Source organism: Amycolatopsis echigonensis, assembly GCF_002846615.1.
Classification (GTDB): Bacteria; Actinomycetota; Actinomycetes; order Mycobacteriales; family Pseudonocardiaceae; genus Amycolatopsis; species Amycolatopsis echigonensis.
On the sequence record NZ_PJMY01000003.1, the window covers coordinates 2,740,068 to 2,752,536 of the forward strand.

General features: G+C 69.1%; 11 protein-coding genes. 3 read left to right on the forward strand and 8 right to left on the reverse strand.

The window, feature by feature from the left end; genetic code table 11:
- Positions 1-7 precede the first annotated feature (7 nt).
- Both ATK30_RS17810 and ATK30_RS17815 read right to left on the reverse strand, forming a co-directional pair.
- A complete protein-coding gene (locus ATK30_RS17810; protein ID WP_101436532.1) occupies positions 8-601 on the reverse strand; it encodes an HAD family hydrolase in 594 nt (197 codons plus the stop codon).
- On the reverse strand, positions 580-1,650 hold the full coding sequence (locus ATK30_RS17815; RefSeq protein ID WP_101436533.1) for an ATP-grasp domain-containing protein: 1,071 nt from the start codon (positions 1,648-1,650) through the stop codon (positions 580-582). Before ATK30_RS17815 ends, ATK30_RS17810 begins: the two co-directional genes overlap by 22 nt.
- A gap of 190 nt (positions 1,651-1,840) precedes the next feature.
- On the opposite strand from ATK30_RS17815, the gene ATK30_RS17820 reads away from it, so the two are divergent.
- Positions 1,841-2,947: a DegT/DnrJ/EryC1/StrS family aminotransferase gene (locus ATK30_RS17820; RefSeq protein WP_101436534.1), complete on the forward strand. Its 1,107-nt coding sequence runs from the start codon at positions 1,841-1,843 to the stop codon at positions 2,945-2,947.
- Positions 2,944-3,897 carry a Gfo/Idh/MocA family protein gene (locus ATK30_RS17825; protein ID WP_101436535.1) on the forward strand — a complete coding sequence of 318 codons (954 nt, stop codon included), beginning with the start codon at positions 2,944-2,946 and terminating at the stop codon, positions 3,895-3,897. The genes ATK30_RS17820 and ATK30_RS17825 overlap by 4 nt, the downstream gene beginning before the upstream one ends.
- Here the strand turns inward: ATK30_RS17825 and ATK30_RS17830 are convergent, their stop codons facing one another.
- The 6 genes from ATK30_RS17830 to ATK30_RS17855 all read right to left on the reverse strand — a co-directional run bounded on the left by ATK30_RS17830 (position 3,898) and on the right by ATK30_RS17855 (position 9,266).
- The gene (locus tag ATK30_RS17830; RefSeq protein ID WP_101436536.1) at positions 3,898-4,635 is read right to left on the reverse strand and encodes a hypothetical protein; all 738 of its coding nucleotides are present in this window, start codon (positions 4,633-4,635) and stop codon (positions 3,898-3,900) included.
- Complete coding sequence (locus ATK30_RS17835) at positions 4,632-5,132, reverse strand: SigE family RNA polymerase sigma factor (RefSeq protein ID WP_101436537.1); 501 nt, start codon at positions 5,130-5,132, stop codon at positions 4,632-4,634. The genes ATK30_RS17830 and ATK30_RS17835 overlap by 4 nt, the downstream gene beginning before the upstream one ends.
- 157 nt (positions 5,133-5,289) lie before the next feature.
- Positions 5,290-5,907 carry an acyltransferase gene (locus ATK30_RS17840; RefSeq protein WP_101436538.1) on the reverse strand — a complete coding sequence of 206 codons (618 nt, stop codon included), beginning with the start codon at positions 5,905-5,907 and terminating at the stop codon, positions 5,290-5,292.
- A complete protein-coding gene (locus ATK30_RS17845) occupies positions 5,907-7,124 on the reverse strand; it encodes a glycosyltransferase family 4 protein (protein ID WP_416332719.1) in 1,218 nt (405 codons plus the stop codon). Before ATK30_RS17845 ends, ATK30_RS17840 begins: the two co-directional genes overlap by 1 nt.
- Before the next feature lie 37 nt (positions 7,125-7,161).
- Positions 7,162-8,091, reverse strand: coding sequence for an NAD-dependent epimerase/dehydratase family protein (locus tag ATK30_RS17850; RefSeq protein ID WP_101436540.1), 930 nt, complete (start codon positions 8,089-8,091; stop codon positions 7,162-7,164).
- 26 nt (positions 8,092-8,117) lie between these two features.
- Positions 8,118-9,266 (reverse strand): DegT/DnrJ/EryC1/StrS aminotransferase family protein, encoded by a 1,149-nt coding sequence (locus tag ATK30_RS17855; protein WP_101440908.1) that lies wholly within the window; start codon positions 9,264-9,266, stop codon positions 8,118-8,120.
- 114 nt (positions 9,267-9,380) lie between these two features.
- Between ATK30_RS17855 and ATK30_RS17860 the strand changes: the two genes are divergently transcribed.
- On the forward strand, positions 9,381-12,458 hold the full coding sequence (locus tag ATK30_RS17860; RefSeq protein ID WP_101436541.1) for an AfsR/SARP family transcriptional regulator: 3,078 nt from the start codon (positions 9,381-9,383) through the stop codon (positions 12,456-12,458).
- The last annotated feature ends 11 nt before the right edge of the window (positions 12,459-12,469 follow it).

Consider the following 12,469-nt stretch of genomic DNA (forward strand, 5'->3'; position numbering starts at 1 on the left):
TGGGGTTTCAGCCCGCGCGTGCGGGCAGCAGTTCACGGAGCGTCCCGAGGTAGCGGTCCGCGCCCTCGGGACGAAACTTCAGCGCGTCGTTGCGCACGACCACGCTGAGGACGCCGGCGGCGTGCGCGGCCTCCACGTCGTGGAAGGTGTCGCCGACGAGCACCGCCTCCTCCGGGGCCGCGCCGAAGTGCCGGAGCACCGCGGTCACGCCCTCAGGATCCGGCTTGAGCCGGCGGACGTCCTCCCGCCCTATGACGTGCAGGCCCCGGGCGAGGTTGCCCAGCGCGTCCTCGACGCACCGGCGCGAATTCCTCGTCACGATCGCGAGCCGGTAGTCCCCGGCCAGCTCGGCGAGCAGTTCGCGGGCGCCGTCGGTGAACTCGCCGCGGGGCACCGAGGCGCGTTCGAACCGCGTCACGACGTCGAGCCGGTCGGTGTCGCCTTCGTCGAGCCAGCGCTGGAACAGCTCGCCGAGCTTGTCCTCGGGCGCCAGCCCCAGCTCGGCGCGCAGGCCGGCGAAGTCGACCGGCAGCCGGAAGAGCGTGCCGTCGAAGTCGAAGGCCAGCACCTTCCGCCCGGTCAGATCCGCTTCGACGCCCATTCGCCTTCCTTGACCAAGCGGTAGCCCATGTCGATCATGCGGACCCAGTACAGGTCGTCGGGCAGCGGGTTGTAGACCGCGGGCCGCTCGGTCAGCTCGTTGCCGAGGCCGAGCTGGACGTACATGTCGGGCATGTTCAGCCCGGCGTGCGCGAAGAAGTTGCTCGTGGTGAAGAAGCGGCCGACGTTGATCTCGGTGACCATCGGCACCCCGGCGGCGTTCTCCTTCATGTCCACGCAGAACACGCCGTGCGGTTTGTCCGACACCGCCCGCACCGCGGACTCGCCGATCTTGTTCACGTCGTCGCGGTTGACCGTCTTGGCCACTGACGGCGACGAGCTCTGCCCGCTGGGCGTCAGGTTGCCGAAGATGTATTCGATGCGGGAGCGCGCCTGCGAGGTGATCAGCTCGCCCTCGTGCCACAGGCTCTGCCACGCGAACTCCTCGCCCGGCAGGTACTCGCTGGCCATGAAGTCGCCGTAGTCGAGGCCGCGGAAGCCGCGCCAGTAGTCGATCCAGGCGTCGCCCTGGTAGAAGGAATTGATCGGAAGGCTGCCCCGGGAACCGGCACCGCGGATGGCGCGCAGCCAGACCCGCGGGTTGATCTTGAGCAGCTCCTCGAGCCCGCCCTTGAGGTCGTCCGGCGAATCGATCTTGATGGCCTCCGGCACCGAGACGCCGTTCGCCTTCATGTGCGCGTTGAACGCCATCTTGTCGTGGCACAACGCGATGGCGCGCGCGTCCGGCAGGAACGTCGGCGCGTTGAGCTTGTCGCGGTTTTCGGCGAGGAAGCCGACCTCGACGTCCGGCTGCGGGTGCACGAAATCGATGCGCTCGGCTTCGATGACGCGGTTGATCGCGTCGGCGTATCCGGGATCGCTGACCGGCGGCACCAGGTATTTGGCCTCGACGTCGAGAAGCTCGAGATGGAACGGCTTCACGTCGGTACCGACGACCTGGTAGTCGTTTCCGGCGACCGCGAGCGCGTCCCGGAAGTTGTAGGCGGCAGATCCGCCGGCGCCGGTGATGAGGATGCGTGCGCTGCTCATTCGCGTGTTCTCAGCCTTACCTGTTCAGTTCCCGCCGGAGCCGGGACGGTAGCCGGAAGCCCACTTGTGGTCGGCGAGTATCGTGACGCCCGCGTCTGTGCTGACTGCACCGAACTCGGGGCTCGTGCCATGCCGAGGCAAGACTGTACCGGACGCGCCGAAAGAGCCCGCCGAGAGCGAGAGACTGCAGATGATCCCCATTACCGTGGTCGACGTCCGTGCTGCGGAGGACCTGGTCGTCGAAGTGCTGCGATCCGGCGCTATCGCCCAGGGCCCGATGGTAAAGCGTTTCGAAGACGCGTTCGCGCACGTGTCCGGAACGAAACACGCCATCGCCGTGAACAACGGGACGACCGCGCTGGTCGCGTCCCTGCAGGCGCTCGACCTGCGGCCCGGAGACGAAGTGGTGACCTCGCCGTTCACCTTCGTCGCCACGCTCAACGCGATCCTGGAAGCGGGCGCGACCGTGCGGTTCGCCGACATCCGGCGCGACGATTTCGCGATCGACCCGGACGCCGTCGCGGCCGCCGTCGGCCCGCGCACCAAGGTGCTGATGCCGGTGCACCTGTACGGCCAGACCGCCGACATGGGCAAGCTCGCGCCGCTGGCCGCGGAGCACGGACTGCACGTGGTGGAGGATTCGGCGCAGGCTGTCGGCGCCTCGTTCGAGGGCCGCAAGGCCGGTTCGTACGGCATCGGCTGCTTCTCGCTGTACGCGACCAAGAACGTGACCACCGCCGAGGGCGGCGTGATCACCACGGACGACGACGCGCTGGCCGACAAGCTGCGCGTGATGCGCAACCAGGGCATGAAGGCCCGGTACCAGTACGAGATGGCCGGCCACAACTACCGGATGACCGACCTGCACGCCGCGGTCGGCATCCCGCAGCTGGAGAAGCTCGACCAGCTCACCGCTGCCCGCCAGGCCAACGCGAAGCGGCTGTCCGAGGGCCTCGCCGGCACGCCGGGCCTCGAGGTGCCGCAGGTGCTCCCCGGCCGCGAGCACGTGTGGCACCAGTACACCGTGCTGGTCGGCCCGCACGCGATGCTCTCGCGCGAGGAGTTCGCCGCCGCGCTGACCGAAAAGGGCATCGGCAACGGGATCTACTACCCGAAGATCGTGTTCGACTACGACTGCTACCGCGGGCACCCGCTGATCCCGGACGCTCGCGTCGAGGACTTCCCCGTGGCGTCCGCCGTTGCCGCGCAAGCGCTTTCGCTGCCGGTGCACCCGCATCTGACCGAGTCCGAGCTGGACCGGATCATCGAGACCGTTCGCGAGGTGCTCGGCGCATGACGCACCGCATCGCACTCGTCGGCACCGGCAACATGGGCTCGCTGCACGCCCGCGTCCTGTCGCAGAACGACCGGGTGGACCTGGCCCGCGTGATCGACCCGCGCGAGGAAGCCGGCCGCGCGGTCGCCGAACGCTACGAAACCGAGTGGACGCCGGAAATCGGCTCACTGTCCGATGTGGACGCGGTGGTGCTCGCCTCGGCCACCGAGGTGCATTACGAACTGGCACAAGAGATTCTCGGCCAGGGCAAGCCGATGCTGGTCGAGAAGCCGGTGTGCAACAGCCTCGAGCTCTCGCAGGACATCGTTGCCCTGTCGGCGAAAAAGGACGTCCCGCTGATGTGTGGGCTCCTCGAGCGCTACAACCCGGCCGTGATGACCGCGCGGGCGCTGGTGAACGAACCGGTGCACCTGATGGCGCGCCGGCACGGCCCGTACGCGCCGCGGATCAAGACCGGTGTCGCGTGGGACCTGCTGGTGCACGACGTCGACCTGGCGATCCAGTTCTTCGGCGGGGCCACGCCGGGCCGGGTCACCTCCAGCGCGGGGTACTTCCACCCGCAGTCGGTCGCCGGCGCCGAGGACACCATCGAGACGGTGCTGTCCTTCCCCACCGGCCTGGCGACCGTGTCGGCTTCGCGGCTGGCGCAGCGCAAGGTCCGTTCGCTGATGGTGTCCGAACTGGACCGGATGGTGGAGATCGACCTGCTGCGCCGCGATGTGACGATCTACCGGCACGTCTCGCACGATTCGGTCACCCCGGACGGCCTCGGCTACCGGCAGCAGACCGTCATCGAAATCCCGGAGCTGGTCACGGCGCGCGAACCGCTGGCGACGCAGCTGGACCGGTTCGTCGATCTGCTGGAAGGCAAGGTCGACGCGGAGGCCGAGCGGGCGCTGATCCTGCCGTCGCACGAGGTCGTGGCGCAGGTTTTGGCCGAAGCCGCCTGATTACGTGGTGAGGCGTTTGCCGTCCGCGGAGTAGGCGACCAGCGGGGTCGCGCTCTCGGCGGACGGCACGTCGTCCTGGTCGAACCAGAACACGACCACGTCGGGGTCCTCGCTCCAGCGCGCCGTGTGCGCCGGGACCGTGCGACCGTCCACTGTGGTCTCGATGCGGGCGGCCGGGCCGCTGAAGTAGCCGTACACCGGCACCCAGACGTCGGCGACGGTGGTGCCGCCTGAGGTGGCGTGGAAGCCGAAAGACCGGTCCTTGCCGTCGGATTCGTTGGCGAGGTAGAGCGGACGCAGATTTCCGTCCGGCTCGGAGAGGCTCGCCATCACTCCGAATTGGACGTTCGGCAGATTGTCCGGGTCATCGATTTCCGTTGCGTAGAAGACAAGTTCGGCGCCTTCGGCGTAGGTGCCGGTGGAGATCACCTCGCCGAGCGGCCGCGATTCAGCCGACGTCGGCGCCGGAAGAGGAGTCGACGAGGCCACGCTCGTCACCATCGGAGACGGTGACGCCGCCGCGTGCACGGGTTCCGGCGCACTGCCCGGCGAACGCAGCCAGGCCGCCCCGAACACGACGGCGACCACGGCCAACGCCGCGCCGGACGACGTCAGAAACCGCCGCCGACGCCGGATCCGCCCGCCCTCTTTGAAGATCCGGTCGAGATCGGGCTCGGCAAAAGGCTCCGCGGGCGTTTCCTGAAGGGCGGCACGCAATCGGTCCAGTTCGTCGGTCACGCGCTCACCTCCCCGACCAGCGCGTCGCCGTCGACACGCAGCTTCGCCAGCGCGCGCGAATTGGTGCTCTTGACCGTGCCGACGGACACGCCCAGTTCCTCGGCGACTTGGTGTTCCGGCAGATCGAAGAAATGCCGGAGAACCACTACGGCGCGTTCCCGGGCGGTGAGCCGGGACAATGCGTCGGAAAGCCATTCCCGATCGGTGACGGCGTGCGAGATGTCGGGCACCTTCGCCGGTTCGGGCATCTCCTCGGTGGCGTATTCGCGGAGCGGCCGGCGCCAGATGTCGATGACGTGATTGGCCAGCACGCGCCGGGCGTAGGCGTACGGGTTCTTCCGCCGCACCCTGGGCCAGGCGGCATAAGTGCGGGTGAAGGCGGTCTGCGCGGCGTCCTCGGCCTGATGCCGGTCGCCGGTGAGCAGATAGGCCGCGTGGGTGAGCCGAGCGGAACAGGACCGCACGAAGTCGGCGAACTCGTCGTCCCCGCGCACTATCCCACCCCTGTTTCCCGGTTGTCCTGCTGTCCAGGTTACGGGGATGGGAGACGTGCGTCGATGAAATAGCTGGTCAGTCTTGTCTCAATGGCGACGCATCGTTTCCGGGGAAGTGCGTCGAGGAGAAACGCCAACCGCGTGACGCGCCGTGTCCGAATCACTTCCCGCTGAAATCTCCGGACGGGGAGCCCCAGCCGGACGGGTCGTCCGACAAAGCGCGGCGGCGGGCGTTTTCCTCGCGGACCCGCTTCACCTCCGCCTCGATGTACTCCTCGTCGTAGCGCTGGAACACCCGCGCCGGGTTGCCCGCGACCAGCGAACGTTCCGGGACGTCCTTCGCGACCACCGAGTTCGGCTGCACCGTCGCGAAGTCGCCGATCGTGACGCCCGGCATGATCACCACGAGGCCGCCGATGAAACAGCCCTTGCCGATTTTCACCGGCTTGCGTTCGATCAGGTCGCTGCCGGAATGGTTTTCCAGCGCCATGTTCGCCAGCCAGCTCGAATGCGTGAACACCAGCGTGTTCAGTCCGATGCTGGTGTGCTCGCCGATTTCCAGCCCGCCGCTCGCGTCGAGGACCGCGCCCTCGCCGACCCAGCAGTGCTCGCCCATCGTGAGGTTGTCCGGACTGACGATCTTGACCCGTTCGCGCACGCGGCACGATTCCGGCAGGCCGAGAAACTTGGCCCGCTCGGCGTCGTTCATGTACTGCGCGACGAGGTCGTTCAGGATCATCGGGCGCAGCCGGTTGCTGCGCTCGTCATCGAAGAACATCAGTTGTCCGCCACCAGTTTCGTGAGCACCCGCAGGTGTTCCTCGGCCACTACGTCCAGCCCGAAGTTGTCGCGGACCATCGCGGCTTCCCGTTCGGCGATCCGCGCGCGCTCCTTCGGATCGTCCAAAAGGGACAGTACGGTGGTCGCGACCGCCTCGGAATCGTTCGGCCGCACCAGCAGGATGTTCTCGCCGTTGTGCAGTTCGATGCCGGGGTAGTTGTCCTCGGTGACCGACGCGATGGTCGCGGTGCCGGACAGCATCGCCTCCAGCGACGCGGTGCCGCAGCCGCCGTTGAGGTCGTGCGTGACGATGTCCGCGGCCGCGAAGTACGCCGGCACGTCCGCCTTCGGCACCGCGCCGGTGACGATCAGCGCGTCCGAGACGCCGAGTTCCTTGGCGCGCTGCTGGAACGCGTCGTGATACACCCGGCCGACGACCACCACGCGCAGCCCGGGATGCCGCTCCAGGATCGTGGGCAGCGCCTCGATCAGCGGCAGCCGGTCGCGCAGCGGGATCACGTGCCCGAGCGACACGATCAGCGGCGCGTCCCCGATTCCCAGTTCCGCGCGCACGTCCTTGGTCACCGGCTTGGCGAAATGCCCGGTGTCCACGGCGATCGGGAAGTACTCGGAGTTGTCGTCGCTCGTGCCGTAGCGGTCGACGCAGTAGTCCACGCCCTGCTTGTCGAGGATGATGAAGCGCGGGCGCAGGTACTTCAGCACCGGATTGACCAGCATCGCGTCGAGCGCGCGGAAAACCCGGCCGTACATTTTGTTCTCGCTGATCAGCAGCGTGTGGATGGTCAGGAGAACGGGCAGCTTGTGCCGGCGCGCGTAGATGCCGACCATCCAGGACAGGTCGAAGAACTGCCCGTGCAGGTGCACCGCGTCCGGTTTGAACTCGTTCAGCAGCTTCCACAGCCGCCGCCAGTTGCCCGGCCGCATCGACGCGAACGTCATGTCGAAGTCGATCGACAGGCCGAGCTGCGGCATTTTCACCGCGGGAAGGCGCACGACGCGGTATCCGTCGCGCTCCTCTTCCGCCGGCGCGTCACCGTAGGCAGCGGTGATCGCCAGCACTTCGTTCCCGGCGGCCGCGTACTCGGCGGCCAGCGAGGCCGACATGTGCGCGCTTCCGCCCACCCGCGGCGGGAAGAAGTTGTTCACCACCACGATCCGCATGGGCTTTCCTTCGGCCGGGCCCGCAGTGCTCATTACGCATTCCCCTTGGAAGACGCGCCGACGGAAGTGCTCACTCGGAGTCCCGCACCAAGGCGCGCATGCCCTCTTCGACGGTGATCGTCGGCTCCCAGCCGAGCACCTCGCGGGCGCGGGTGATGTCCGCGGCGCGGCGGGACACGAGCACGTCGCGCTTGTTGAACACCGGCTCGACGTCGACGCCGACGGCCTCGATCAGGATCTTCGCCAGGGTGGCGATCGAGGTGTCGATGCCGGTGCCGATGTTGATCGGCAGGTTCGCCTGCTCCGACTCCAGCGCGGCGACGACGCCCTTGGCGAGGTCGGTCACGTGCACGAAGTCCATCGACTGGTCGCCCGCGCCGTCGATGATCGGCGGCTGGCCGGCGCGCAGGCGCTGGATGAAGTGGTTGATGACCGAGGTGTAGTACGCCTCGATCTTCTGGCCGGGGCCGTACACGTTGAAGAAGCGCAGGGCGTTCCAGGAGAGGCCCTTGGTGCGCTCGTAGAAGCCCAGCAGGTCCTCGCCCGCGCGCTTGGAGATGCAGTACGGGGTGAGCGGGTTCAGCTTGTCGTCCTCGTGCATCGGCAGCTTCTCCGGCTCGCCGTACACCGAGGCGCTGGAGGCGAACACCAGGCGCTCGACGCCCTCGTCGGCGGCGGCCGCGAAGACGTTGTTGTTGCCGACCATGTTGATGTCGATCGACTCGCCCGGGTCCGCGACCGACTTGTTGATCGACACGGTGGCGAAGTGGATCGCGTGCGTGCAGCCGCGGATGGCCTCGCGGACGCCGACGCCGTAGCGCACGTCCTTCTCGACCAGTTCGACCTTGCCGGTGGCGACGAACTCGTTGACCCGGTCGCGGTTGCCGCGGGTCATGTTGTCGAAGATGCGGACCGTGTAGTCCTTCTCCAGCAGCAGCGGGATCACGTGCGAGGCGATAAAACCGCCGGCGCCGGTGAAGAAAACTTTCTTGTCGGACATGGGTTCTCCTCAGGAGGGTCGGCGGGTCAGGAAAGGGCGGATACGGCTTCGCGCACGGTGGTGACCACGCGCTCGACTTCGCTGTCGGTGAGTTCCGCGTGCATCGGGATCGCCAGCTGGCGGCGGAACGCGTCGGCGGAGACGGGCAGCGGCTGCTGCTCGCCGTACACCGGCTGCAGGTGGGAGGCGTAGGTGCCGAAGTTGCACTGCACGCCCTGTTCGCGGATCCGCAGAGCCAGCGCGTCGCGGCTGATCTCCGGGGCCACGGTCATCAAGTATGCCTGCCAGGGGTGCTCGCGGTCGGACGCCTCGACCGGAACGGTCAGCGCGTCGACGTCCGCGAACGCTTCGTGGTAGCGCTTGGCCACCGAGCGGCGGGCGGCGAGCAGGTCGGGCAGCCGGTCGAGCTGCACGCCCATGATCGCGGCCTGGATGTCCGACAGCCGGAAGTTCCAGCCGAGTTCGTGGAACGTCGGGATCGGCAGTTCCTGCGAGCCCTCGCGGGTGAAGGCGGGTTCGATGCCGTAGGTGTGGATCTTGCGCGCGTGCGCGATCAGGTCCTCGCGGTTCGAGACCAGCGCGCCGCCCTCGCCCGCGGTGATGCCCTTGCGGCCGTGGAAGGAGAACGCGGCCAGGTCGGCGAGGCTGCCCGCCGGGCGGCTGCGGTAGGTCGCGCCCGCGGAGCAGGCGGCGTCCTCGAACAGCCACAGGCCGTGCTTGTCGGCGATGGCGCGGTACTCGTCGAAGTCCCCGGGCTGGCCCGCGACGTCGACGGCGAGGATGCCGACCGTGCGCGGCGTGATGAGCGCTTCGATCGCGGCCGGGTCGGCGCTGAAGATGTCCGGGCGGATGTCGGCGAAGACCGGCTTCGCGCCGGCCTGCAGCACGGCGTGGCCGGTCGCCGGGAAGGTGTAGTCGCCGACGATCACCTCGTCGCCGGGCTGGACGCCCAGCACCTTCAGGCCCAGGAACAGGGCGGAGCCGCAGTTGCTGGTGGTCAGAGCGTGCGCGGTGCCGGTCGTCTGCGCGAACCGTTCCTCGAAGCGACGGCACGCCGGGCCCGCGCCGGCCAGCCAGCCGGAACGGAACACTTCGGCGACGGCTGCGAGCTCTTCGTCGCCGACGGTCGGCTTCCCGAGCAGGACGGGTTCGCCCACGGTAGATCTCCTGTGCATCAGGGTGTCCCGCATTGCGCGGGGTCGCGCCGAAGTGTATAGAAGTCGCGCTTCCTGCCTGTTTCGGGGACAGAACCCACGGGTAGCCACCCGTGCGGGGCATAGGCTCACGGAATGCGGATCGGGGTTCTGGGGGCCGTCGTCGCATGGGACGGCGCGGGCGGGACGGTCGCCGTCGGCGGCCCGCGAGGCAGGGCGCTGCTGGCGTTGCTCGCGGCGGATGCCGGACGGTTCGTGTCCGCCGAACGGCTCATCGACGGGCTGTACGGCGAGGAACCGCCCGACGGTGCGGCCAACGCGCTGCAATCGCAGGTCTCGCGGCTGCGCGGCGCGCTGAAACTGCCGATCGAATTCACCTCGGCGGGGTACCGCCTCCGGATCGAACCGGACGAAGTGGACGCGCACCGCTTCGCACGACTGGCCGGCGAGGGCCGTCGCGAACTGGCCGAGGGCGATCCGACGCGAGCCAGCGATCTGCTCGGCGAGGCGCTCGCGTTGTGGCGCGGACCGGCGTTCGCCGACGTGCCAGCCGCAGAGGTCCAGGCCACCCGGCTGACCGAGCTGCGGGCCGAGGCGGCCGCCGACCGGGTCGACGCGGAGATCTCGCTCGGCCGCGCCGCCGACGTTCTCGACGAACTGCGCACCGCCATCGCCGAGCATCCGCTGCGCGAACGGCCGCGGGCCCAGCTGGTGCGTGCCCTGCACGCGGCGGGCCGGACCGCCGAGGCGCTGGCCGCGTTCGAGGATGCCCGTCGCAAGCTTGCCGAGGAACTGGGCGCGGATCCTGGTCCAGACCTGACCGAGGCGCATCTGGCCGCCCTGCGCGGCGAGTCGGCGAACGCCGCGACGCCCTTGCCCGCACAGCTCACCAGCTTCGTCGGCCGCGACGACGAACTGCGCCAGGTCGCGGATCTCCTGCGGCGGGCCCGCCTCGTCACGCTGCTCGGCCCCGGCGGGACCGGGAAGACCCGGCTGGCCGTCGAAGCCGCGGCGGACGCGGGGCCGTGCGTCTTCGTGGAGCTGGCCCCGCACGTCGCTGACGACGTCCCGCAGGCCGTCCTCACCGCGCTCGGCTTGCGCGAAGGGGCACGCGGTCGGCAAGACCCGGTCGACCGGCTCGTGTCGGCATTGCGCGACCAAGCGACGTTGCTCGTGCTGGACAACTGCGAACACGTCATCGCCGCGGCAGCGCGGTTGGTCGCGCAACTGCTGCCCGCCTGCCCCGGGCTGCGCGTCCTCGCGACAAGCCGCGAACCGCTCGGCATCACCGGTGAACAGCTCGCGCCGATCCCCCGCCTGGCCGTGCCGCCACCGGGTGCCGAGACAGTCGAGGCCTACCCCGCGGTTCGGCTGTTCCTCGACCGCGCCCGCGCGAGCGACCCGGCATTCCGGCTGACCGACGAGACCGCGGCCGACGTCGTGCGGATCTGCGCCGCGCTCGACGGCCTTCCGCTCGCCCTGGAACTGGCCGCCGCCCGCGTGCGCACGCTGCCGGTCGCCGACATCGCCGCACGGCTCGACGACCGCTTCCAGCTCCTCGCCCGGGGCAGCCGCACCGCCGACGAACGGCACCGGTCGCTCCGCGGCGTCGTGGAATGGAGCTGGGATCTCCTCGATGAAGACGAACGCCGCCTCGCCCGCCGGCTGACCGTCTTCCCCGGCGGCGCGACACTCGCGTACGCCGAGCAGGTATGCGACGCCCCCGTCGATCTGCTTCCCGAACTCGCCGACAAGTCGCTTGTCGAGCCTTCGAGCGGGCGCTACCGAATGCTGGAGACGATCCGCGCGTTCTGCGCGGAAAAGCTCGACGCCGCAGGCGAGACCGAGCGTTTCCGGCGCGCCCACGCGCAGGCGTTCCTGCGGCTCGTCGAGGAAGCCGACCCGAAGCTGCGCACCGCGGAACAGCTGGACTGGCTGCGGAAAATCGACGCCGAGTACGACAACATCGTGGCCGCCCTCCGGTGGTCGGCCGCGTCGGATCCGTCGCTTGCCTTGCGGATCGCCACCGCCCTGTCGATGTATTGGTGGCTGCGCGGACGACGTTACGAAGGCGCGACGCTGTCGATGGAAATCGTGCGCCACTGCCAAGCGGAACCGCCGGAAGGACACCGCGAGCAATTCCTCATGTGCCTGCTGACCGCGATGGCCGGCGCGCCCGAAGCCGCCGAGACGGCGAACTATCGGTCCTATGTGGAGCAATACCTGGTGGACAGTTCCTGGACGCCGGAGCATCCGATGATGCTCATGCTGTCCGGCGTCGTGCTCGGACCGCCGGAAGACAACGACGCGCGGCTCCGGTTGTCCGGTCTCGAAAAGCAACCCGACCCGTGGCTGAACGCACTCGTGCCGATGGGCGACGGTCTGCGTTCGATTCTCTCCGGGGAACTCGACGAAGCGGAACGCGGCTTGCGAGAAGGCGAAGCGCGTTACCGGGCGCTCGGCGAACGCTGGGGTCTGTCGATGGCGCTCGACCACCTTTCGCAACTGCTGGTTTTGCGCGGCCGTCACGAAGAAGCGCTCGCCGCGATGACCGAATCCCTGTCGCTCATGCAGACGCTCGGCGCGACCGACGACTACGCGGATCTGCTGTGCCGTCGCGGCGACAGCCGAGCGTTGCGCGGCGATCTCGACGGCGCGAAAGCGGACTACGAGCGGACCGTCGAACTGGCCCACCGCACCGGAATGCCCGAGACCCGGGCCAGCGGTCAGGTCGGACTGTCCGGGCTCGCCCGCCGCTCCGGTGATCTGGCCACCGCACGGGCTCTCGCCGAGCAGGCGCTCGCCGAATGCGCCGCGGACTCGTTCTCGGCCGCCATCGTGCGGGCAGCCGCGTCGATCGCGCTCGGCTGGATCGACGTGGCCGAGCATCGCCTGGACGACGCCCGCCGCCGGATGCGACTCGGGGTCGAAACCGCGCACCGCTGGCATGACCACGGGTCACTGGCCACCGCGTTCGAGGGGGTCGCCGGGGTCTTCGCCGAGGAGGGCCGGTTCGCCGACGCCGCCGCTCTGCTCGGTGCGGCGGCCGCGGTGCGCGGTACCGCCGTGCCCGGCCAGCACGATGTCGCGCAGGTCACCGCGGCCGCGGAACAGGCGCTCGGGCCGGACCGGTTCGCCGCCGCGTACACCGCCGGTAAGCAGCTAGAACCGCACGAACGCCTCGAGTTGGCCGGATTGTCCCCGGTCCAGTGAACCGGTACCAC

What these genes read in the sequence shown, in the direction of transcription:
- ATK30_RS17810 (WP_101436532.1), bottom strand. Translation starts at nt 601, where the DNA reads ATGGGCGTCGAAGCGGATCTGACCGGGCGGAAGGTGCTGGCCTTCGAC.
- ATK30_RS17815 (WP_101436533.1), bottom strand. Translation starts at nt 1,650, where the DNA reads ATGAGCAGCGCACGCATCCTCATCACCGGCGCCGGCGGATCTGCCGCC.
- ATK30_RS17820 (WP_101436534.1), top strand. Translation starts at nt 1,841, where the DNA reads ATGATCCCCATTACCGTGGTCGACGTCCGTGCTGCGGAGGACCTGGTC.
- ATK30_RS17825 (WP_101436535.1), top strand. Translation starts at nt 2,944, where the DNA reads ATGACGCACCGCATCGCACTCGTCGGCACCGGCAACATGGGCTCGCTG.
- ATK30_RS17840 (WP_101436538.1), bottom strand. Translation starts at nt 5,907, where the DNA reads ATGTTCTTCGATGACGAGCGCAGCAACCGGCTGCGCCCGATGATCCTG.
- ATK30_RS17845 (WP_416332719.1), bottom strand. Translation starts at nt 7,124, where the DNA reads ATGAGCACTGCGGGCCCGGCCGAAGGAAAGCCCATGCGGATCGTGGTG.
- ATK30_RS17850 (WP_101436540.1), bottom strand. Translation starts at nt 8,091, where the DNA reads ATGTCCGACAAGAAAGTTTTCTTCACCGGCGCCGGCGGTTTTATCGCC.
- ATK30_RS17855 (WP_101440908.1), bottom strand. Translation starts at nt 9,266, where the DNA reads ATGCACAGGAGATCTACCGTGGGCGAACCCGTCCTGCTCGGGAAGCCG.
- ATK30_RS17860 (WP_101436541.1), top strand. Translation starts at nt 9,381, where the DNA reads ATGCGGATCGGGGTTCTGGGGGCCGTCGTCGCATGGGACGGCGCGGGC.